The organism is Pedobacter sp. MC2016-14, assembly GCF_020991475.1.
Lineage (GTDB): Bacteria > Bacteroidota > Bacteroidia > Sphingobacteriales > Sphingobacteriaceae > Pedobacter.
Genome location: NZ_JAJMPA010000004.1, coordinates 57,006 through 79,917, shown reverse-complemented (window position 1 = coordinate 79,917; position 22,912 = coordinate 57,006). Strand labels below are relative to the sequence as shown.

Here is a 22,912-nt window from a genome sequence, read left to right as displayed (position 1 = left end):
AATTTAATAGTTTGAATTTCAAATAAATGTTCTACATTTGCAGTCCCAAAAACAACGAGAGGAGGTATTTTACGTTATGATCATTATCAACATTAAAGACGGCGAATCATTAGATAAAGCGCTGAAACGTTTCAAAAAGAAGTTTGAAAAAACAGGAGTTTTGAGAGAACTACGTAGTCGTCAGGCATACGAAAAGAAATCTGTTACTCGCAGAACTGAAGTAAAACACGCTGTTTATATCCAGAATATGCATCTTGAAGGAAACGCTTAGTTTCTAAAAGATCTAACATAGAGTTGTTTAAACAACTAAAAGCATTATCAGAGTTTCTGGTGATGCTTTTTTTTTGATTAAAGCTTTGTTAATATAAAGTTTTCGTATATTCACTTAACCAATTATTGATCACCCTGCCTATGTTGATAGCGTCATTTTTGACATATTTAGAACATGAGAAGCGATATTCTCCGCATACCATTGAAGCTTACCGGACAGATTTGCTACAGTTTGAGCAATATGTGTTGGGAACTTTCGAAATGGATTTAGCAAGTGTGGCACATGATCAGGTTAGAAATTATATCGCCACCTTAATGGAAGACCATATCGGTGCAAATTCAATTGGTAGAAAGCTTTCTGCATTGCGGTCCTTTTACAAATTTCTGCGTCGTACGGCTGTGCTATCAGTTAATCCAATGGTGCTGATTAAAGCACCGAGGGTAACTAAGCCTTTACCTGTATTTGTAGATGAGAAGAAAATGGACGAGCTTTTAGACTCCGATGTTTTTTTTGATGACAGTTTTCCTTCTGTAAGGGATAAAATGGTTATGGAGACTTTTTTTGGTACGGGGATCCGGCTTGCTGAATTGGTAGGGTTGAAGGATACAGATTTAAATAGTTACGATGCAAGCTTAAAAGTACTGGGCAAGGGTAACAAAGAAAGAATTATTCCGATAACCAAATCACTTGTAAATCAACTGTCAGCATATATATCTTTAAAAGATGCTCAGAATTTTACCAACAAATCCGCACACTTATTTGTTAGCAATAAAGGAACCAGTGTAACTCATCCAATGATTTATAAGATTGTTCGCCAGTATTTGTCTTACGTGTCTACTCAGGATAAAAGAAGTCCGCATGTTTTAAGGCATTCCTATGCTACCAGTCTGTTAAATCGGGGTGCTGATATCAATGCGATAAAAGAATTGCTGGGGCATGCTAGTTTGGCTGCTACACAAGTTTATACGCACAATTCAATAGAAAGATTAAAATTAATATATAAACAAGCCCATCCAAAGGCCTAAAAAAGGAGGAAAACATGAAAATTACAGTTCAATCGATCCATTTCACCGCAGACTATAAGTTGTTGGAGTTTATTCAGAAGAAAGTTGATAAGCTGGAGTTGTTCCATGATCAGATTATTAATGGAGAAGTTTATTTGAAATTAGAGAATGTGGAAGATGAGGCCAACAAAATAAGTGAGATAAAGTTGAGTGTTCCCGGTGGAGTTTTGTTTGCAAAGGAGCAATGTAAATCTTTTGAGGAAGCAACGGATCTGGCAATTGAGTCGTTAAGAAAGCAAATTACCAAGCACAAAGATAAAACGAGAGAAAAACTTAGTGAACATAAGGCATTATTAAGTGCTGATGAAGTGTCTGATTATTAGAGGACTGGTTTTTTTAAAACTAAAAAATGTGCTGGCAAGTAATATTTGCCAGCTTTTTTTTGAAAAAAAAGTTTGCAGGACAAATTTATTCTTGTAGATTTGCATTCCATTTCAGGGAGGTCGTCGCCTCTAAAGATTTGAAGAGTTCTATGAAAGTTTAAAACATATCGGTACAAAACTTGAAAAAGTAAAGTATCATATAAGCCTCCTTAGCTCAGCTGGTAGAGCAACTGACTTGTAATCAGTAGGTCATTGGTTCGATCCCGATAGGAGGCTCTTTTAATTTAAGCGTAGTGATACGTGAGGCATTAAAAGAATGGGGGGATACCAGAGTGGCCAAATGGGACAGACTGTAACTCTGTTGTCGCAAGACTTCGAAGGTTCGAATCCTTCTCCCCCCACAATAAAGAAGCGAAAGTAGCTCAGTTGGTAGAGCGATAGCCTTCCAAGCTATAGGTCGCGAGTTCGAACCTCGTCTTTCGCTCTTAATATTGAAAGGGTAATCAGTGTGAGCTGAAGATTAAAAAGCCGAAGTAGCTCAGCGGTAGAGCACTTCCTTGGTAAGGAAGAGGTCGTGGGTTCAAGTCCCATCTTTGGCTCATAAAAAAGTAAATGCTTTGTTAAATCTGCAATAAATGTAGAATAGGCAAGGTTTTTTGTATTGAAATAATATCAAAACAATAAAATAAATAAAAGTAACCTACTAATAAGTATAAAAACATGGCAAAAGAAAAGTTTGACCGCAGCAAGCCGCACTTAAACATCGGCACAATCGGTCACGTTGACCACGGTAAAACAACCTTAACAGCAGCGATCACTAAAGTGTTATCTGATGCTGGTTTATCTGAGGCGCGTTCATTTGATTCAATTGACTCTGCTCCTGAGGAAAAAGAAAGAGGTATCACTATTAACACAGCTCACGTTGAGTATTCAACTGCTAACCGTCACTATGCACACGTTGACTGTCCAGGTCACGCGGATTACGTGAAAAACATGGTTACTGGTGCTGCGCAAATGGATGGAGCTATCATCGTTGTAGCTGCTACAGATGGTCCGATGCCACAAACTCGTGAGCACATTCTATTGGCTCGTCAGGTAGGTGTACCTTCATTAGTTGTATTCATGAATAAAGTGGATATGGTTGATGATCCGGAATTACTTGAATTAGTAGAAATGGAAGTTCGTGAATTGTTATCTTTCTATGATTTCCCTGGTGATGATATTCCTGTTATTCAAGGTTCAGCTCTTGGTGGCTTGAACGGTGATGCTAAATGGGTTGCTAAAATCATGGAATTAATGGATGCTGTAGATAGCTACATTCCAATTCCTCCACGTTTAACTGACCTTCCATTCTTAATGCCTGTTGAGGACGTATTCTCGATCACTGGTCGTGGTACTGTTGCAACTGGTCGTATTGAGCGTGGTGTAATCAACTCTGGAGATCCAGTTGAAATCTTAGGTATGGGTGCTGAAAATCTTAAATCAACTGTAACAGGTGTTGAGATGTTCCGTAAAATCCTTGACTATGGTGAGGCAGGTGATAACGTAGGTTTATTGTTACGTGGTATTGAGAAAACTGATATCCGTCGTGGTATGGTTATCTGTAAACCAGGTTCAGTTACTCCCCACACTGATTTCAAAGCTGAGATCTATGTATTGTCAAAAGCAGAAGGTGGACGTCACACTCCATTCTTTAACAAATACCGTCCACAATTCTATTTCCGTACCACAGACGTAACAGGTGAAATCACCCTTGCTGAAGGAACTGAAATGGTTATGCCAGGTGATAACGTTACCATCAATGTTAAATTGATTAACGCTATTGCAATGGAAAAAGGCTTACGTTTCGCTATCCGTGAAGGTGGTAGAACAGTAGGTGCTGGTCAGGTAACTGAAATTGTAAAATAGTATTTAGTACGTAAGTACTGAATATGATATAAAAGTACTTAGACACGGTGTATCGCCGCCGTCTAAGTACTTTATAATCTACGGGAATAGTTCAATGGTAGAATAGAGGTCTCCAAAACCTTTGATCAGGGTTCGAATCCTTGTTCCCGTGCAAAAAATTTATTATGGCTAATAAAGTAGTAGAATTTATAAAAGAATCGTACGAAGAAATGACCCAGAAGGTTACCTGGCCTTCATGGGGAGAATTGCAAAATTCTGCAGTGCTGGTTTTGGTTGCTTCACTTATCATTGCAGTTGTTATTTTTGCAATGGATAAAGGATCAACATTTGTTTTAGATACTTTTTATAAGTCACTTTCTAATTAAACAGCCAAAATGAACGATCAGTTAAAATGGTATGTCGTAAGGGCGGTTAGCGGTAAAGAGAAAAAGGTAAAACAATACATTGATTCTGAAATCAGTAGATTGGGCTTTTCTCATCTTGTACCGCAAGTATTGATCCCAATGGAAAAATACTATCAGATGAAGGAAGGTAAAAAAATTGCAAAAGAACGTAATTTTTATCCCGGATATGTTTTGATAGAAGCTTCATTGGACGGTGAGCTTGAGCATATTATTAAAAATGTGAATAGTGTAATTGGTTTCCTTGGCGATAATGGAGGCAATCCGGTTCCAATGCGTCAGGCTGAAGTTAACCGTATTTTAGGTAAGGTTGATGAAATGAGCCAGCAAGGTGAAACCATGAACATTGCTTACTACGTTGGAGAGAACGTTAAAGTAATGGATGGACCATTTAACGGTTTTACCGGCGTGATTGAAGAGGTAAACGAAGAGAAGAAAAAACTGAAGGTTATGGTTAAGATTTTTGGACGTAAAACTCCTTTAGAGCTTAACTATATGCAGGTTGAAAAAGAATAAAAATTAGCAAATTTATCCCATATTGAACGTGAGTTCCTGATATGGGATAAAGTGCTTATATAGATCTTAAATGTTACATGCTTCCAATATTTAACATTGAGTATTACAATTAACAAAAACAAAAATGGCAAAAGAAGTCAGTGCACTTGTTAAATTACAGATCAAGGGTGGAGCTGCAAATCCATCGCCACCAGTAGGACCTGCATTGGGTGCTAAGGGGGTGAATATAATGGAATTTTGCAAGCAGTTTAATGCTCGTACCCAAGATAAGCCCGGTAAAGTATTACCAGTTGTAATTACTGTTTATGCTGACAAGTCTTTCGAATTTATCATCAAAACCCCTCCTGTAGCCATCCAGTTAAAAGATGCTACTAAATTAGCGAGTGGTTCTGCTGAGCCCAACCGTAAGAAAGTTGGTTCGGTGACTTGGGATCAGGTTAAGTCAATTGCTGAAGATAAGATGACTGATTTAAATGCTTTCACTATCGAATCGGCGATGAGTATGGTTGCCGGTACAGCACGCAGTATGGGAATTACCGTTAGCGGTGATGCGCCCTGGACAAATTAATTAACAAAAAACAGTTTACAACAGTGGCTAAATTAACAAAAAATCAAAAAAAGGCACATGCTAAACTAGAATCTGGTAAAACGTATTCTTTACAGGATGCGTCTGCTTTGGTAAAAGAAATCACGACTACTAAATTTGATGCTTCGGTTGATATCGACATCGCTTTAGGTGTTGATCCGCGTAAAGCGAATCAAATGGTACGTGGTATCGCTACTTTACCACACGGAACAGGTAAAACTGTACGTGTATTAGTACTTTGTAATCCTGACAAGGAAGAAGAGGCTAAAGCAGCAGGAGCAGATTTTGTAGGTTTAGACGAATATGTAGCTAAGATTGAAGGTGGATGGACTGATGTTGACATTATTATCACTACTCCTGCTTGTATGGCAAAAGTAGGTAAACTGGGCCGCGTTTTGGGTCCACGTAACCTTATGCCAAACCCAAAATCAGGAACTGTAACCAACGAAGTTGGAAAAGCAGTAACTGACGTAAAAGGCGGTAAGATTGATTTTAAAGTTGACAAAAGTGGTATCATACACGCTTCAGTAGGAAAAGTGTCATTCCCGGCAGAGAAAATATATGAAAATGCTTTAGAAGTACTTCAGGTAATTTCTAAATTGAAACCATCTGCTGCAAAAGGAACTTATTTTAAGAGCATTCATGTTTCTTCTACAATGAGTCCTGGAATTGCAATCGAAACTAAATCAGTAGCGGGGATCTAATTATGAACAGAGAAGAAAAACACGAACTAGTTTCAGCTCTTCAAGAGAAAATGCAGGAGTTTGGCAATTTTTATATTGCTGATACCTCAAGCTTATCTGTTGAGAAAGTAAATAATATCCGTCGCAAATGTTTTGAAAGCGGGATTGAAATGCAGGTTGCTAAAAACTCTTTAATCAAAAAAGCGATTGAAGGTTTGGAAGGCGACGCATCTGAAATCTATGCAGCACTTAAAGGACAATCAGCTTTATTATTCTCAACAACAGGCAACGCTCCGGCGAAACTGATCAAATCGTTGAGAAAAGGATCTGATAAACCAGTGCTTAAAGCAGCTTACATCGATTCATCGGTATATGTTGGAGATGATAACTTGGATACCTTGGTGAACTTAAAATCAAGAGAAGAGCTTATCGGTGGTATCATTGGATTACTACAGTCGCCAGCTAAAAACGTGATCTCGGCTTTAAAATCGAGCGGTGGCAAAATTGCGGGAATTGTTAAAACTCTTCAAGAAAGAGAAGGTTAAGGAACACCTTAAAAGTTCAATATTAAATAATTATTATAACGTAAATTTTTAAAAATCTATAAAATGGCAGATTTAAAAGCGTTTGCTGAGCAATTGGTAAACTTGACAGTAAAAGAAGTTAACGAATTAGCTCAAATCTTGAAAGACGAGTATGGTATTGAACCAGCTGCTGCTGCAGTTGCTGTTGCTGGCCCTGCTGCTGATGCTGCTCCTGCAGTTGAAGAAAAAACTACTTTTGATGTAATATTGAAAGAAGCTGGTGGTTCTAAATTAGCAGTTGTTAAATTAGTAAAAGACTTAACTGGTTTAGGTTTGAAAGAAGCTAAAGATTTAGTTGATGGTGCACCAAAAGAATTGAAAGCTGGTGTTTCTAAAGACGAAGCTACTGCTTTGAAAACTCAATTAGAAGAAGCTGGAGCTGTAGTTGAAATTAAGTAATCACTTAATTTAATACTAAAAAATATAGACACCGACTATTTTTAGTCGGTGTCTATCCCTGTTTATACACATTTCATTTGGCTTGGTTGATGAAAACGGTGTAATTGAAAACCAAACAAATAGTTTATTCTTAAAGTAATTTAACTTTAGTCCATTGGCAAATAAAGTCGACCAAAGAGTAAATTTTGCACGAAGTAAGCATATCATAGATTATCCTGATTTTCTAGATGTGCAGTTGCAATCATTCAGAGAGTTTTTTCAAATCGAAACTACTTCAGATAACCGTCATACAGAAGGTTTGTTTAAAGTGTTCGCTGAAAACTTTCCAATCACAGACTCAAGGAACATTTTTGTTCTAGAATTCCTTGATTATTTTATTGACCCACCGCGTTATGATATACCTGAGTGTATTGACCGTGGGTTGACTTATAGTGTTCCGTTGAAAGCTAAATTAAAGCTTTCGTGTAACGACGCTGAACACGAAGATTTTGAAACCATCATTCAAGATGTGTATTTAGGAACCATACCTTATATGACTCCTAAAGGTACATTTGTGATTAACGGTGCAGAGCGTGTAATTGTATCTCAATTGCACAGGTCTCCAGGAGTGTTTTTCGGCCAAAGCCGTCACACTAATGGTACCAAGCTTTATTCTGCCAGAGTAATTCCATTTAAAGGATCCTGGATTGAGTTTGCTACAGACGTTAACAACGTGATGTATGCTTACATTGATAGGAAGAAAAAATTCCCTGTTACTACGTTATTGCGTGCTATTGGTTACGATTCTGACAAGGATATCCTTGAACTTTTTGATTTAGCTGATGAGGTTAAAGTTAGCAAATCTGGTTTAAAGAAATACGTTGGACGTAAACTTGCTGCAAGGGTATTACGGAAATGGGTGGAGGATTTTGTTGATGAGGATACCGGAGAGGTAGTTTCCATTGACAGAAATGAAATCATCCTTGACAGGGATACTGTTTTAGAAGAAGACCACGTGGATATGATCATCGATGCTGGTGTTAAAACGATCATCTTGTCTAAAGATGATGGTGCCAGTCAAGCTGATTATACCATTATATATAATACATTACAAAAAGATACTTCAAACTCTGAAAAAGAGGCTGTTGAAAACATCTATCGTGCTTTGCGTAACGCAGAACCACCTGATGAAGAAACTGCAAGAGGTATCATTGAGCGTTTGTTCTTTTCGGATAAACGTTATGACTTGGGAGATGTTGGTCGTTACCGCATCAACCGTAAGTTGAAAATGGATACTCCGGATCATGTTAAGGTATTGACAAAAGCGGATATTATTGCAATCGTTAAATACCTGATCAAATTGATCAACTCTAAAGAAGAAGTTGATGATATTGATCACTTGTCTAACCGTCGTGTACGTACCGTAGGTGAGCAGTTATATGCTCAGTTTGGTGTAGGTTTAGCACGTATGGCCCGTACAATTCGTGAGCGGATGAACATTCGTGACAATGAGGTTTTCACACCAACGGATTTGATCAATGCCCGTACTTTATCGTCGGTTATTAACTCATTCTTTGGTACCAACCAATTGTCGCAATTCATGGATCAGACTAACCCTCTGGCAGAGATTACGCACAAACGTCGTCTTTCAGCTTTAGGTCCGGGTGGTCTTTCACGTGAAAGAGCAGGTTTTGAGGTGCGTGACGTTCACTATACCCACTACGGTAGGTTGTGTACAATTGAAACACCAGAGGGACCAAACATTGGTTTGATTTCTTCTCTTTGTGTTCACGCTAAAATCAACAACTTAGGGTTTATTGAAACTCCTTACAAAAAGGTTATCGATGGTGTAGTTGCTATGGATGAGCCTGTTATTTATCTTTCTGCTGAAGATGAAGATGGTAAAACAATTGCACAGGCAAACGCATCATATGATGATAAAGGTAATTTTGATACTCCACGTGTAAAAGCACGTTATGAGGGTGACTTCCCGATTATTGAGCCTGAGAAATTAGACTTAATGGACGTAGCGCCGAATCAGATTACATCAATTGCTGCTTCATTAATTCCTTTCTTAGAGCATGATGATGCGAACAGGGCACTGATGGGATCCAACATGCAACGCCAGGCCGTACCATTGTTACGTCCTGAGGCGCCGATTGTTGGTACTGGTTTGGAAGGTCGTGTTGCACGTGACTCGAGAACATTGATTAATGCCGAAGGCGATGGTGTTGTTGAGTATGTTGATGCAAACGAAATTACCATCAAGTATGTTCGTAACGATTCAGACCGTTTGGTTTCATTTGAAGGAGATAGCAAAACTTATAAGTTAATTAAATTCAAAAAAACCAACCAGAATACTTGTATTAACTTGAAGCCAATTGTTAAAAAAGGCCAGAATGTTGTTAAAGGACAAGTATTGTGCGAAGGTTATGCTACTGAAAATGGAGAGCTTGCATTAGGTCGTAACTTAAAAGTGGCATTCATGCCTTGGCAGGGATATAACTTTGAGGATGCGATTGTAATCAATGAGCGTATTGTACGTGAAGATATCTTTACTTCATTACACATTGAAGAGTTTGAATTGGAAGTGCGTGATACGAAACGTGGAGAAGAGGAGTTGACACCAGATATTCCTAACGTTTCTGAAGAGGCTACTAAAGATTTGGATGAAAATGGTATCATTCGTATCGGTGCGGAAGTTAAAGAAGGCGATATCCTGATTGGTAAAATTACGCCAAAAGGTGAGTCTGACCCTTCGCCGGAGGAAAAACTATTGCGTGCGATATTTGGGGATAAAGCTGGTGATGTTAAAGATGCATCATTAAAAACGCCTCCATCTATTAAAGGTGTGGTTATTGATACCAAATTGTTCTCCAGAGCTAAGAAAACTACTAAAGCGGAAGAGAAATCTGCTATAGAAAAATTGGATAAAGGTTACGAATTGGCTACAACTAATTTAAAAAATGAGTTGGTAGATAAGCTGTTCCAAATTGTAAATGGAAAAACATCTCAGGGAATTTACAACGTTTATAAAGAACTGTTGTTCCCTAAAGGTGCTAAGTTTACACAGAAAAGCCTTTCTGATCTTGAGTTTGCACATATCAACCCATACAAATGGACCACTGATGATGATAAAAATGATCAGATCAAATTATTAATCCATAACTACGGTATTCGTGTAAACGAAGAGCTTGGTGCATACAAACGTGATAAATTTGCGATTAGTGTTGGTGATGAATTGCCATCAGGTATTGTACAAATGGCTAAAGTTTATGTGGCTAAAAAGCGTAAGCTTAAAGTAGGGGATAAGATGGCTGGTCGTCACGGTAATAAGGGTATTGTTGCCCGTATCGTTCGTGATGAAGATATGCCGTTCCTTGAAGATGGTACGCCGGTTGATATTGTGTTAAACCCACTGGGTGTACCTTCACGTATGAACCTTGGACAGATTTATGAAACTGTATTGGCATGGGCCGGTCAGGAATTGGGTGTTAAATTTGCTACCCCGATCTTTGATGGTGCTAAGCTGGATGAAGTTGAAGACTGGATTGCTAAGGCAGGTGTGCCTAGAACAGGAAGAACCTATTTACATAATGGTTTAACTGGTGAGCGTTTTGACCAGCCAACTACTGTAGGTATTATCTACATGTTGAAACTGGGTCACATGGTTGATGACAAAATGCACGCACGTTCAATCGGACCATATTCATTAATTACACAACAACCATTGGGTGGTAAAGCCCAGTTTGGTGGTCAGCGTTTTGGTGAAATGGAGGTTTGGGCACTAGAAGCATTTGGTGCAGCCAATATTCTACAAGAGATATTAACCGTTAAATCGGATGATGTAATTGGTAGAGCAAAAACTTATGAAGCCATTGTAAAAGGTGAAAACCTTCCTACACCTGGTGTACCTGAATCATTTAATGTACTGGTACATGAGCTACGCGGATTAGGTTTGGATATTACGTTAGACTAAAGTTTAGGTTATAAGTTGTAGGTGTTAAGTCATGCTTGGCACCTACAACTTTCTACTTATAACTTACAACTAGAAAAAGAGCTATGTCTTACAAAAAGGATAATAAATTAAAAAGCAACTTCACCTCAATCACCATTAGTTTGGCGTCTCCAGAGAATATCCTGGAACGTTCTAGCGGAGAGGTGTTGAAACCTGAGACGATTAATTACCGTACTTACAAACCTGAACGTGATGGTTTGTTTTGTGAACGTATTTTCGGTCCGGTTAAAGATTACGAATGTCATTGCGGTAAATACAAACGTATCCGTTATAAAGGGATTGTTTGCGACCGTTGTGGTGTTGAAGTAACAGAAAAGAAAGTTCGTAGAGAGCGTATGGGACACATTAACCTTGTGGTTCCTGTTGCGCATATCTGGTATTTCCGCTCTTTACCTAACAAAATTGGTTATTTATTAGGTCTTCCTACCAAAAGATTAGATTTGATTATTTACTACGAGCGTTACGTAGTTATTCAATCTGGTTTAATGGAAGAAGAAGGTATTCAATATATGGACTTCTTAACTGAAGAAGAGTACTTGGATATTTTAGATAAATTGCCTAAAGAGAATCAATATCTTGACGATAAAGATCCTAATAAATTCATCGCCAAAATGGGTGCTGAAGCGTTAGAAGATTTATTGAAACGTATCGATTTAGATTCTTTATCTTATAATTTGCGTCACCAGGCAGCAAACGAAACTTCTCAGCAACGTAAAAACGAGGCTTTGAAACGTCTGCAAGTGGTGGAAGCTTTCCGTGGTGCAAAAACACGTATCGAGAACAATCCTGAATGGATGATCATTAAGATCGTTCCTGTTATTCCACCAGAATTGCGCCCTTTAGTGCCTCTTGAAGGCGGACGTTTCGCTACTTCTGATTTAAATGATTTATACCGTCGTGTAATTATCCGTAACAACCGTTTAAAACGTTTGATCGAGATTAAAGCGCCGGAAGTTATTTTACGTAACGAAAAACGTATGTTACAGGAAGCTGTAGATTCGTTATTTGATAACTCGCGTAAAGTAAATGCGGTAAAAACTGAAGGTAACCGTGCCCTGAAATCACTTTCAGATATTCTGAAAGGTAAACAAGGTCGTTTCCGTCAAAATTTATTGGGTAAACGTGTGGATTACTCTGCCCGTTCTGTAATTGTTGTAGGTCCTAGCCTTAAATTACACGAGTGTGGTTTACCTAAAGATATGGCTGCTGAGCTTTTCAAACCGTTTATCATTCGTAAAATGATTGAACGCGGAATTGTGAAAACAGTTAAATCTGCTAAGAAAATAGTAGACCGTAAGGATCCTTTAGTTTGGGATATCTTAGAAAACGTATTAAAGGGACACCCTGTGTTGCTTAACCGTGCACCTACTTTGCACAGATTAGGTATTCAAGCCTTCCAGCCTAGGTTAATTGAAGGTAAAGCAATTCAATTGCACCCTTTGGTTTGTACGGCTTTTAATGCGGATTTTGACGGTGACCAGATGGCTGTGCATTTACCTTTAGGTCATGCTGCTATTTTGGAAGCCCAGGTATTGATGCTTGCTGCACACAATATCTTGAATCCTGCGAATGGTACACCTATTACTGTACCATCTCAGGATATGGTTTTGGGTCTTTATTACATTACTAAAGGCCGTAAAACTGATGAGACACGTGTTGTTAAAGGACAAGGTTCATCATTTTATTCTGCAGAAGAGGTTATTATTGCCTACAATGAGAAGAAAATTGATCTTCACGCTTTTATTAAAGTAAAAGCAAATGTTAAAGAAGAAGATGGATCTATTGTTAATAAATTAATTGAAACGACTGTTGGGCGTGTACTGTTTAACCAGATGGTGCCTGAAGAAGTTGGATATATCAATGAACTGCTTACTAAAAAATCTCTTAGAGATATTATTGGTGGTGTAGTTAAAGTTACTGGTATGTCCCGTGCCGCCAGATTCCTGGATGACATTAAGGAATTAGGTTTCCAAATGGCATTTAGAGGTGGATTGTCGTTTAATTTGCAGGATGTAAACATTCCTGTAGAGAAACATACTTTATTGGAGCAAGCTTCAGTTGAAGTAGAAGAAGTAAGGAATAACTACAACATGGGATTCATTACTAATAACGAGCGTTACAATCAGATTATTGATATCTGGACTCGTATCAATAACCGTTTAACATCATTCGTGATGACGCAGTTATCGAGCGACAACCAGGGCTTTAACTCTGTTTACATGATGCTTGATTCTGGTGCCCGTGGTTCTAAAGAGCAGATTCGTCAGCTTTGCGGAATGAGGGGGCTGATGGCAAAACCTCAGAAGTCAGGATCAGGTGGTGAGATTATTGAAAACCCTATTCTTTCTAACTTTAAAGAAGGACTTTCTGTACTGGAATACTTTATCTCTACTCACGGTGCTCGTAAAGGTTTGGCCGATACGGCTTTGAAAACTGCAGATGCTGGTTACCTAACCCGTCGTTTACATGACGTTGCTCAGGATATGATTGTTAATGCTGAAGATTGCGGTACCTTAAGAGGTATGTATACTACTGCATTGAAAGACAATGAGGATATTGTTGAGCCGTTGTACGATAGAATTTTAGGTCGTATTTCACTACATGATGTATTTAACCCACTTGACGGTAAACTTTTGGTTGGTGCTGGTGAGGATATTGATGAAGATGTAGCGAAAGCAATTGAAGAATCTCCTGTAGAAGGTGTTGAAATACGTTCAGTATTGACATGCGAAAATAAAAGAGGTGTTTGCGCACTATGTTATGGTCGTAATTTAACCAGCGGTAAACGTGTTCAGAAAGGTGAAGCTGTTGGTGTAATTGCTGCACAGTCAATCGGAGAGCCGGGTACGCAGTTAACATTACGTACTTTCCACGTGGGTGGTACTGCATCTAACATTGCTGCTGAATCTCAGATTATTGCTAAGTTTGACGGTATTCTTGAATTTGAAAATGTACGTACAGTATCAACCAAAACTGAAGATGGTGATACCAACATTGTGTTAGGACGTTCTGGTGAGTTTAAAATTATTGAGCCTGGTACAGGTAAAGTAATCATGACCAATAACATTCCTTATGGTGCATTTTTATATGTTGAAGATGGTGCTCAGATTGTTAAAGGAGACAGAATTTGTTCATGGGATCCATATAACGCTGTAATTATCTCAGAATTTGCAGGTAAAATTGAGTTTGATGCGATCATCGAAGGAGTTACTTTCCGTGAGGAGTCTGATGAGCAAACAGGTCACCGCGAAAAAGTAATCATCGATACTCGTGATAAAACTAAAAATCCATCCGTTAGAATTGTAGATAAAAAGGGTGAATTAATCAGAGGATATAACATCCCTGTTGGAGCCCACATCGCAATTGAAGAGGGAGAAGCAGTTCAAACTGGACAAATTCTTGTTAAGATTCCACGTTCTACTGGTAAAACCCGGGATATTACGGGTGGTTTACCAAGGGTAACAGAGTTGTTTGAAGCGCGTAACCCTTCAAATCCGGCTGTTGTAACTGAAATTGACGGTGTGGTAACTTTAGGTGGTGTGAAACGTGGTAATCGCGAAATGACCATTGAATCTAAAGACGGTGAAGTTAAAAAGTATCTTGTTCCATTGTCTAAACACATCCTGGTTCAGGATAATGACTTTGTTAAAGCGGGTATGCCACTTTCAGATGGTTCTATTTCTCCTGCCGATATCCTATCAATTAAAGGTCCGGCTGCTGTACAGGAATACTTAGTTAATGGTGTACAAGAGGTTTACCGTTTGCAGGGTGTGAAAATTAACGATAAACACTTTGAGGTTATCGTTCACCAAATGATGCAAAAGGTTCACATTGAGGATCCGGGAGACACTATATTCCTTGAAAACAACTCTGTTGATCGTTGGGATTTCATGATTGAAAATGATGAGATTTACGACAAAAAAGTTGTTGAAGATGCAGGTGATTCTAATACCGTTAAACCAGGCCAGATCATTTCATTACGTAAATTAAGAGATGAGAATTCTCAATTGAAACGTAAAGACATGAAGCAGATTACTGTTCGTGATGCAAGACCGGCAACTGCCAGTTCAGTATTGCAAGGTATTACAAGAGCGTCATTAGGAACTAAATCATTCATATCTGCGGCTTCCTTCCAGGAAACCACTAAAGTATTAAACGAAGCTGCAATTGCAGGTAAACGTGATAATATGTTGGGACTGAAAGAAAACGTTATTGTTGGGCATTTAATACCATCTGGTACAGGTGTTCGTGGATACGAGCGTATTATTGTAGGTTCTCAGGAAGAATACGATAAATTACTTGCCTCTAAACAAGAAGAAGTAGAAGCATAAAAACACTAAATATGTTATACCAAGTCCCCCTTCTAAAAGTTGGGGGACTTTTTTTATGGTATAATTTTGCAATTGTTTATGGAGGATGATTAATTTTATAATTAAAGCATTAGTTTTGTTGTATGGAACAACCTGAAGACCTTAATCAAATTAATATAGAGCTTTCTGAGGAAATTGCAGAAGGTATATTTTCAAATCTGGCCATCATTACGCATTCCAATACGGAATTTGTAGTTGACTTTATAAGGATCATGCCTGGGATACCTAAAGCTAAGGTGAAATCCAGAATTATTTTGACTCCTGAGCATGCGAAAAGGCTTACAGCAGCTATGATAGATAATGTTGAGCGATATGAAGCTGAAAATGGTCGCATTAAGACACATGATGAGCCTACTGCTTTCCCAATGAACTTTGGCGGCCCAGCGGCCCAGGCTTAATCTTTTTTTGAAAGTATATAGTTGATGATCTCAGTGGTTTGACTTGGTTCAAACCATTTTGTTTCTTCATCTTTCCTAAACCATGTGAGTTGTCGTTTTGCGAAACGGCGGGTATTTTGTTTGATTTGATCTATTGCCTCCTGTAGCTGAATATTTCCATCCAGAAAATCAAATAATTCTGTATATCCTACAGTTTTTAAGGCATTATAATTCCGATACGGTGCTAAGCCTTCAACTTCATTTAATAATCCAGTCTCCATCATTAAATCAACTCTGTAGTTAATTCTATTGTAAAGCTCAGTCCTGTCCTGATTCAAACCTATCTTTAGAATATTAAATGGTCTTTTCTTTTTAGTGTGGGTTTGATAGGAAGATAGTTTATGACCAGTAGAAAGAAAGAATTCAAGTCCGCGAATCATTCTTTGAGGATTAGATTGATCAACACGTTCAAAATATTCTGGATCCAGCTGTTTAAGCTGAGCTTTAATGGTTGCTAACCCTTCTACGGCCAGGCGTTGGTTTAATTCCTCACGGATCTGCAAATCTGTGTCTGGTAACTCGTCTAGTCCATTACAAACAGCATTTATATATAAGCCAGAACCACCCACCAGGATTGCGATATCTTGCTTTTTAAATAAGCTTTCCAAAATACGCAATGCTTCGAGCTCAAAATCGCCCGTACTAAAAAGTTGCTTGATGCTATGCGAATTTATAAAATGATGTGGAGCCTGCGCAAGTTCAAATGCCGAAGGCTTTGCAGTTCCAATTTCCATTTCAGTAAAGAACTGCCTGGAATCGGCAGAGATGATCTCAGTGGAAAAATGTTGGGCCAAAGAGATAGCTAAAGCAGTTTTACCTATCGCCGTTGGCCCAACTATAACAATTAATGTTTTATGATCCACATCAAATAGTTAGTAATCATCATCTTTGCTGTCGTCTATACTATAATCTTCGTCGTCATCACCATGTTCAGCGTAGTCGTCTGAATCCTTATCATCATCATCACCTGGTGCATCTTCGGCTTTTTCTCCAGCATTAAAATCTCTTGCTGTCATTGCTTCCAGCTCATCCGCATCTTCAGCCTCAAAGCCGGCTTCATTCATGAAATCGAAATCTTCTGGTTTCTCTTTAGCCTGAAGAAGGTAAGATACTGCGCCATTGTTCTCAATTAGCTTTGGCGCTTCCCCAGTACTTTTGAATATAAATGGGTAAACCTTTCCAGGTTCATTTTCCAGTATAATTTTAATTAATTGCACATGAAAATCAAATGGCCTGTCAAAGTTGTAGATGTAATAAAATTTCTGATGAGGATCGTCAATGAAGTTGCTTAGTTTTGCCTTTTCCATAAGCGTAACGCCGCGGTCTATTTTACGCTGATTTGGTAAATAAGCAATTTCATCTCCTTTAATCCAATGATCAGAGCTTACGTAAAAGGAGGACGATTTTTCAGGACTATAACCTACTGAACCCTGAATAGCCCGGTGTAGATCTTCAAATGTTTGAGTTGTTTTGATATCAACTTCTCTAACAATCTCATCAAATTCTTCAAAACTCACTCTAAATCTATAAACTGCCATTTTAGCTTTTTTTCTGATTTATAAAATTAATAATAAAATATATTTTCTTTTAATTTGCGTTATTCTTTACTGGTAATAATCCAAATTCTTTTGCTTTTCTAAGCATAAAATCCAGTGCATCATTGTAATTGTTGGTGATCTCGCCTTCTAATATAGCTTCTCTTATGGCATTTTTTATCAGTCCAACTTCTTTGCCCGCTGTCAGTCCGAAAGTGTTCATAATGTCGTTTCCAGTAATTGGAGGCTGCCAGTTCCGGATTTTATCCCTTTCTTCCACATCTTTCAGCTTTTGTTTAACCAGTTCAAAGTTATTTCTATACTTTTTTACCTTATATTCATTTTTTGTAGTTACATCTGCATTGCAAAGCAGCATCAAACTTTCAATATCTTCACCAGCATCAAACAGAAGGCGTCTTACAGCACTATCTGTAACTACCTCTTGCGCCAGTACAATGGGGCGCAAATGTAGCTGAACTAGCTTTTGAACATATTTCATCTTTTCATTCAGCGGCAATTTTAGCTGTGTAAATATTTGAGGAACCATTCTTGCGCCCTTATCTTCGTGCCCATGAAAAGTCCATCCATGCCCTTCTTCAAACCTTTTTGTTGCAGGTTTGGCAATGTCATGCAAAATGGCTGCCCATCTTAGCCATAGGTCATCAGTTACCAAACAAATATTGTCCAGCACCTGTAGCGTGTGGTAAAAATTATCTTTATGGCCTTTTCCATTAATGTATTCCACGCCATATAAGTTGGCCATCTGTGGAAATATGAGGTGTAAAAGCCCGGTGTCAAACAAATGTTTAAAGCCAATAGAAGGAATAGGAGAGAGGATGATTTTATTTAATTCATCTGTAATACGCTCTTTGGAAACAATTTTAATTCTATCCTTTTGCCTTGAAATTGCTTTAAGTGCAATTTCATCAATATCAAAATTTAGCTGAGCTGCAAAACGGATGGCACGCATCATCCTTAAGGGATCATCAGAAAAAGTAAGTTCTGGATCTTGAGGCGTGCGCATCAGCTTATTTTGTAAATCTATAACTCCGTCAAAAGGATCTATAAGCTGTCCAAAGTTAGCAGCGTTTAAAGAAATTGCAAGTGCATTTACGGTAAAATCCCTTCTTAACTGGTCATCCGCAATCGTTCCGTTCTCAACAATTGGTTTGCGGGAATCAGATCTGTAAGACTCCTTTCTGGCACCTACAAACTCTATTTCAAGATCCTGGAATTTTAACATGGCAGTACCAAAGTTTTTAAATACGGCAACCTTTGTTCTCAGTTGCTGTCCTGCCAATTCTGCAAATTCTATTCCATTTCCAAGTACTACAATGTCAATATCCTTTGATGGCCTGTTTAAAAAAATGTCCCTAACATACCCGCCAATTACATAAGCTTCAATATTATGTTTATCCGCAATGCTGGCAAGTACCTTAAAAACAGGATGTACTAAATGTTTTTCCATATATATGATAGCCCTTCGTAAGCCTTGCTGAAGGGAATGATGGGGATTGAACTACAAAAATAACAAAAGTTACTTTCTAATAAAGGAAAATTGACCACCTGCACCTAATTTCATAATTGTAGATGCTTTTTTGGGCGTATATAATTCTTGCTCCCAGTCTACAACATAATCTACCGCATCAAGTATCTGCGAGCTAATTTCAGCAAAAATGGCAGGGGCAGGTTCGCCAGAAATATTAGCTGAAGTAGAGGTAATCGGTCTACGAAAGCGTTGGATCAATTGCTCGCAAAACTGGTGTTTTACAATTCTTATTCCCACACTTCCATCTTTATTAATTACGCCCGGAGCAAGGTTTTTGGCACCGGAAAAAACAATAGTCAGTGGATTTTCTGCGTATTCAATAAGTTCATAGGCCACATCAGGGACTTCCGAAACATAACTCTGTAATCTGGCATCAGATTCCAGCAGTACAATGAAGCTCTTATCCTCCGAACGTTTTTTAATTGAATTTATCTTTTGTACAGCTTCTTCGTTGGATGCATCACAACCTAAACCCCAAACTGTATCTGTCGGGTACAGAATAACACCGCCGTTTTTTAGAACCGCTAACGCTTTTTCTACTTCTGTTTTTAGCATACCGTAAAAGTAGCAGGATTTTAAATAGGATGTATGGTTTTTAAATAACAATCCATCATTTGTCTTGCAAGCGGGTCATTGTTAAATTTTTGTACAAACTGCAAACCAGCAGATTTCATTTCGTCCTGAAGGGACTTGTCGTCAATGATCCGGTTTATGGCAGCTGTTAGTTCATTGGCATCTGATGGGTTTACATATAAACTACCTGGGCCACCGGCTTCCTCCAGGCATGAGCCAGTAGCAGCAATAACAGGTACATTAGAAAAAAGCGCCTCAATAATAGGAATGCCAAAACCTTCGTAAAACGAGGGATATACAAATATTGAAGACAATTGATAAATAGCCGGAAGGTCGGTAAATGGAATATCTTTTAAAAAAATAACCCGGTCTTGCAGTTTTTGTAAAGCAATTTGTTTCTTAACCTGGGTAGCATAGTCCTTTTCTTTACCAACTACTACCAGTTTATACGATGCAGGTATATTTTTAAGCGCATTTACCACCAGCAGCAAATTTTTTCTGGTTTCTATTGTCCCTACATTCAGCAAGAACTTCTCAGGTAAATTATATTTTTTCCTAATCAGCTCCTTTTCCTCAGCAGACAGCAGCAGCTTAAAACTATCGTCGCAACTCTGATAAATTACATCTATTTTAGAGGGTTCTGTACCATAAAACTCAATGATGTCATTTTTCGTCTGTTCGCTTATGGCTACAATGCGATCTGCATTTGCACAAGCATAGCGACTTTTAAAGTCGTAAATTTTAAGGTCAATGTATCTGTAGTTTTTAGGGAAACGGAGGTAGATCAGATCGTGGATAGTTACTACCGTTTTTAGCTCATTTTTTAATCTTAATGGGATTTCATTACTTAAGCCGTGATAAAGATCAACTTTATCGGCCATGAGCTGTCTTTTTATGCCTATACTTCGCCATAAGAGCTTGCCAAGTACACCTGCCCCTGTTTTTGGCAATTGAAGCAACACCTGGGGCAGTTTAAAAAAAGCATCTACCTGACGCGTCTTTTTAACTTTTGGCGTATAAAGCAAATATCGGTTTTGAGGGAAAAAATGAGCAAGTTGTTCAATAAGCGAGCGACTGTAATTGCCTAAGCCTGTTGTATTGTTTGCAGCCCTTTTTCCATCAAAACCAATATTCATCGTAGTTAAACAGCTACGTTATTTTCCCTTAATGCATTATTTAGGGATGTCTTTTTATCTGTAGATTCTTTACGCTTTCCAATAATCAAAGCACAAGGTACCTGATAATCTCCCGCAGGGAATTTCTTTGTATAACTACCTGGTATTACTACAGAACGTGCAGGCACTATTCCTTTGTATTCTACAGGTGTATCACCAGTAACATCAATGATTTTGGTAGAAGCAGTTAATACCACATTAGCGCCCAATACAGCTTCAGTTTCTACACGTACACCTTCAACAACAATAGCTCGTGAACCTAAAAAGCAGTTGTCTTCAATAATTACCGGTGCCGCCTGGATAGGCTCCAATACCCCACCAATACCAACGCCACCGCTCAAGTGTACATGTTTTCCGATTTGTGCGCAAGAACCAACAGTAGCCCAGGTATCAACCATAGTACCCTCATCTACGTATGCACCAATATTTACATAACTTGGCATCATAATTACTCCTTTGGCTAAGTATGAACCATAACGTGCGGTAGCACCAGGAACAACCCTTACACCAGTTTCTTTATAATCAGTTTTAAGTTTCATTTTGTCATGGTACACAAAAGGACCCAGTTCAATTTCCTTCATCTGTCTGATTGGGAAATAGAGAATTACTGCTTTTTTAATCCATTCATTAATACCCCAAGAGTTTAAAATCGGTTCGGCAACACGCATTTCTCCTTTATCAAGTTGCAAAATAACAGTTTCAATTGCTTCGCAATATTCGGTGTATTCTAATAAGCTTCTGTCGTCCCAGGCCGCTTCTACCAACTTTTTTAATTGTGCTATCATCGTATATTTTAAATTTTTGACAAAATAAATCAATTTTATGTATCCCGCATCGTTTTTGGCAGATAATATTTGCATTTGATGCCATGGAAGTTGATAATTTTTATTTTGTATTCGTCAATTCATGAAGGTTCTGTGTATTTTTGAATTTATGGCAGAACAGGAAAAATTAAGAATTGATAAATATTTGTGGGCAATTCGTTTGTTTAAAACCCGTACATTGGCTACAGAAGCCTGTAAGGCAGGCCGTATAAAATTTAATGGACAAAACCTCAAAGCCTCTGCTGTAGTTAAAGTTGGAGAAGTATATCAGGTTTCTAAAGGCATAGAAAAAAAACTCATCGAAGTAGTAGAGCTGCTGCACAACAGAGTGGAGGCCAAAATTGCAGTCACCAAGTACAAAGACATTACCCCTTTAGAAGAAACACACGCCTACAAATCTGCTTTCCATGCGCCAATGCTAAAGCGCGATAGGGGAACAGGAAGACCTACAAAAAAAGACAGGCGAGATATCGACGATCTTACTAATACTTAGTTTGCATGGCAGATTGGTTCCAGCGCTCAAAAGCACCTAAAGCTTCGTTGCGCAGTAATTGCACAGCGGGTAGTTTGCGTTCACTTGCAGGTTTTTCCAGCTCTTCATAAATTAGCTTATCGTCAAAGCCAATTTCTGCTGCATCATTTTTAGTATTAGCATAATAGATCTGGTCAATATGTGCCCAATAAATTGCGCTCAAACACATGGGGCAAGGTTCACAGCTGGTATAAATTATACAACCTGTCAAGTCAAAGGTATTCAACACAGTACAGGCCATTCTAATTGCCGCAATCTCTGCGTGTGCTGTAGGGTCATTGGTTGATGTCACTTTGTTGGCACTCTGTGCTACTATTTCATTGTTTTTCACGACTACGGCTCCAAAAGGGCCGCCTAAACTTTCCAAAACATTTTGTTCAGAAAGGGCGATGGCCAGTCGCATAAATTCTTGATGTTTTTCCATAATTTCTAAAAAGTATAAGCAAAAAAAATGCCCCGAATTTCGGGGCATTTACAAGTTTTGTCAATTACTTACTTCTTGTCAGATTTATAGGCATCGTTTAAGCCTTTAATAACCTCAGATGTAATATCCAGACTTTCATCTGCAAATAATATGGCACTGTTACCTTTAGAATACGTCAACACCATTTTAAAGCCTTTGCTTTTAGCGTAAACTTTAAGGTAATCAGCAACTTTGTTGTACAGTTTTTCCTGTTCTGTAGCTTGTTCACCCTGAAGTGCCGAACCCGCATTTTGCTGGTAAGACTGAAGCTCTTGCTGTTTACGTGCAAGTCTTTGTTCAGTAGCTGCTCTCTGGTCTGCAGGCAATGTGTTTTGTTGTTGCTGGTACTGCGCTACTTCACGTTGAAAAGCTTGTTGTTTTGCAGCCATATCGTCTTGCGCCACTTTAGCTTTACCGTCAAGCTTAACTTTTAAATCTTTAAAATATTCATATTTTGTTAACAAAGAATCAGAGTTTACATAAACAATCTGGTCTTTTGCACTAACGGCTGCAGCATCTGCAGGTTTAGAAGCGGTAGTGGTTTGCTCTTTATTTTGGCAAGATGCCATTACAGAAACTATCGCTACGGCAGTAGCCATACTGCTTAGTTTTAAAGTCATTCTTTTCATGCTGGATTTATAAATTTCAGCAAATATAAAATTTACAAATTAGTATCCTAAATATGGTCTGTTTTTAGGGATGATTTTACCCCTCATGCAGCT

At 38.4% G+C, this 22,912-nt stretch carries 22 protein-coding genes and 5 tRNA genes; 19 read left to right on the top strand and 8 right to left on the bottom strand.

Translation table 11 applies throughout. The features are described from left to right. Positions 1-76 precede the first annotated feature (76 nt). The 18 genes from rpsU to LPB86_RS18820 all read left to right on the top strand — a co-directional run bounded on the left by rpsU (position 77) and on the right by LPB86_RS18820 (position 15,500). Positions 77-271 carry a 30S ribosomal protein S21 gene (gene rpsU, locus LPB86_RS18905; protein WP_230692977.1) on the top strand — a complete coding sequence of 65 codons (195 nt, stop codon included), beginning with the start codon at positions 77-79 and terminating at the stop codon, positions 269-271. Positions 272-429: 158 nt separating this feature from the next. Further along, on the top strand, positions 430-1,296 hold the full coding sequence (locus LPB86_RS18900; RefSeq protein ID WP_370632864.1) for a tyrosine-type recombinase/integrase: 867 nt from the start codon (positions 430-432) through the stop codon (positions 1,294-1,296). A 14-nt stretch (positions 1,297-1,310) separates the two neighbouring features. After that, positions 1,311-1,658, top strand: coding sequence for a ribosome hibernation-promoting factor, HPF/YfiA family (hpf, locus tag LPB86_RS18895; RefSeq protein ID WP_230692975.1), 348 nt, complete (start codon positions 1,311-1,313; stop codon positions 1,656-1,658). Positions 1,659-1,861: 203 nt separating this feature from the next. Next, positions 1,862-1,934 (top strand) — tRNA-Thr (locus LPB86_RS18890). Positions 1,935-1,976: 42 nt separating this feature from the next. After that, positions 1,977-2,059: transfer RNA gene (locus LPB86_RS18885), tRNA-Tyr, on the top strand. Positions 2,060-2,069: 10 nt separating this feature from the next. Then, positions 2,070-2,142, top strand: a tRNA-Gly gene (locus LPB86_RS18880). A gap of 43 nt (positions 2,143-2,185) precedes the next feature. Further along, positions 2,186-2,257 (top strand) — tRNA-Thr (locus tag LPB86_RS18875). Positions 2,258-2,378: 121 nt separating this feature from the next. Next, positions 2,379-3,566, top strand: coding sequence for an elongation factor Tu (tuf, locus tag LPB86_RS18870; RefSeq protein ID WP_230692974.1), 1,188 nt, complete (start codon positions 2,379-2,381; stop codon positions 3,564-3,566). Between the two features lie 80 nt (positions 3,567-3,646). After that, positions 3,647-3,717, top strand: a tRNA-Trp gene (locus tag LPB86_RS18865). Positions 3,718-3,730: 13 nt separating this feature from the next. Beyond that, the gene (secE, locus tag LPB86_RS18860) at positions 3,731-3,931 is read left to right on the top strand and encodes a preprotein translocase subunit SecE (protein WP_230692973.1); all 201 of its coding nucleotides are present in this window, start codon (positions 3,731-3,733) and stop codon (positions 3,929-3,931) included. Positions 3,932-3,940: 9 nt separating this feature from the next. Then, a complete protein-coding gene (gene nusG, locus LPB86_RS18855) occupies positions 3,941-4,483 on the top strand; it encodes a transcription termination/antitermination protein NusG (RefSeq protein ID WP_230692972.1) in 543 nt (180 codons plus the stop codon). A gap of 124 nt (positions 4,484-4,607) precedes the next feature. Next, positions 4,608-5,051 (top strand): 50S ribosomal protein L11, encoded by a 444-nt coding sequence (gene rplK / locus LPB86_RS18850; protein WP_037443979.1) that lies wholly within the window; start codon positions 4,608-4,610, stop codon positions 5,049-5,051. A 23-nt stretch (positions 5,052-5,074) separates the two neighbouring features. Continuing rightward, complete coding sequence (rplA, locus tag LPB86_RS18845; RefSeq protein WP_230692971.1) at positions 5,075-5,773, top strand: 50S ribosomal protein L1; 699 nt, start codon at positions 5,075-5,077, stop codon at positions 5,771-5,773. Between the two features lie 2 nt (positions 5,774-5,775). Further along, positions 5,776-6,297 (top strand): 50S ribosomal protein L10, encoded by a 522-nt coding sequence (gene rplJ, locus LPB86_RS18840; protein ID WP_230692970.1) that lies wholly within the window; start codon positions 5,776-5,778, stop codon positions 6,295-6,297. A 63-nt stretch (positions 6,298-6,360) separates the two neighbouring features. Further along, positions 6,361-6,735 (top strand): 50S ribosomal protein L7/L12, encoded by a 375-nt coding sequence (rplL, locus tag LPB86_RS18835; RefSeq protein WP_230692969.1) that lies wholly within the window; start codon positions 6,361-6,363, stop codon positions 6,733-6,735. Between the two features lie 154 nt (positions 6,736-6,889). Next, the gene (gene rpoB / locus LPB86_RS18830; protein WP_230692968.1) at positions 6,890-10,693 is read left to right on the top strand and encodes a DNA-directed RNA polymerase subunit beta; all 3,804 of its coding nucleotides are present in this window, start codon (positions 6,890-6,892) and stop codon (positions 10,691-10,693) included. An 83-nt stretch (positions 10,694-10,776) separates the two neighbouring features. After that, a complete protein-coding gene (rpoC, locus tag LPB86_RS18825) occupies positions 10,777-15,063 on the top strand; it encodes a DNA-directed RNA polymerase subunit beta' (RefSeq protein WP_230692967.1) in 4,287 nt (1,428 codons plus the stop codon). 122 nt (positions 15,064-15,185) lie between these two features. Then, positions 15,186-15,500, top strand: a complete 315-nt coding sequence (locus LPB86_RS18820; RefSeq protein ID WP_230692966.1) for a DUF3467 domain-containing protein — start codon at positions 15,186-15,188, stop codon at positions 15,498-15,500. Here the strand turns inward: LPB86_RS18820 and miaA are convergent. The 6 genes from miaA to LPB86_RS18790 all read right to left on the bottom strand — a co-directional run bounded on the left by miaA (position 15,497) and on the right by LPB86_RS18790 (position 21,156). Then, entirely contained in the window at positions 15,497-16,402 is a 906-nt protein-coding gene (gene miaA, locus LPB86_RS18815; protein WP_230692965.1) for a tRNA (adenosine(37)-N6)-dimethylallyltransferase MiaA, read from the bottom strand. The genes LPB86_RS18820 and miaA overlap by 4 nt on opposite strands. A 9-nt stretch (positions 16,403-16,411) precedes the next feature. Further along, positions 16,412-17,077: a plasmid pRiA4b ORF-3 family protein gene (locus LPB86_RS18810; RefSeq protein WP_230692964.1), complete on the bottom strand. Its 666-nt coding sequence runs from the start codon at positions 17,075-17,077 to the stop codon at positions 16,412-16,414. A gap of 49 nt (positions 17,078-17,126) precedes the next feature. Then, positions 17,127-18,542, bottom strand: coding sequence for a CCA tRNA nucleotidyltransferase (locus LPB86_RS18805; RefSeq protein WP_230692963.1), 1,416 nt, complete (start codon positions 18,540-18,542; stop codon positions 17,127-17,129). A 69-nt stretch (positions 18,543-18,611) separates the two neighbouring features. Next, positions 18,612-19,178, bottom strand: coding sequence for an L-threonylcarbamoyladenylate synthase (locus tag LPB86_RS18800; protein ID WP_230692962.1), 567 nt, complete (start codon positions 19,176-19,178; stop codon positions 18,612-18,614). A gap of 20 nt (positions 19,179-19,198) precedes the next feature. Then, positions 19,199-20,332, bottom strand: coding sequence for a glycosyltransferase family 1 protein (locus tag LPB86_RS18795; protein ID WP_230692961.1), 1,134 nt, complete (start codon positions 20,330-20,332; stop codon positions 19,199-19,201). 5 nt (positions 20,333-20,337) lie between these two features. Further along, positions 20,338-21,156, bottom strand: a complete 819-nt coding sequence (locus tag LPB86_RS18790) for a 2,3,4,5-tetrahydropyridine-2,6-dicarboxylate N-succinyltransferase (protein ID WP_230692960.1) — start codon at positions 21,154-21,156, stop codon at positions 20,338-20,340. Between the two features lie 148 nt (positions 21,157-21,304). Here LPB86_RS18790 and LPB86_RS18785 point away from each other — a divergent pair, with 148 nt between their 5' ends. Beyond that, complete coding sequence (locus tag LPB86_RS18785; RefSeq protein WP_230692959.1) at positions 21,305-21,688, top strand: RNA-binding S4 domain-containing protein; 384 nt, start codon at positions 21,305-21,307, stop codon at positions 21,686-21,688. On the opposite strand, the gene LPB86_RS18780 is transcribed toward LPB86_RS18785, so the two are convergent. Continuing rightward, the gene (locus LPB86_RS18780) at positions 21,678-22,151 is read right to left on the bottom strand and encodes a nucleoside deaminase (protein ID WP_230692958.1); all 474 of its coding nucleotides are present in this window, start codon (positions 22,149-22,151) and stop codon (positions 21,678-21,680) included. The genes LPB86_RS18785 and LPB86_RS18780 overlap by 11 nt on opposite strands. A 68-nt stretch (positions 22,152-22,219) precedes the next feature. Next, positions 22,220-22,819 (bottom strand): OmpH family outer membrane protein, encoded by a 600-nt coding sequence (locus LPB86_RS18775; protein WP_230692957.1) that lies wholly within the window; start codon positions 22,817-22,819, stop codon positions 22,220-22,222. Between the last annotated feature and the right edge of the window lie 93 nt (positions 22,820-22,912).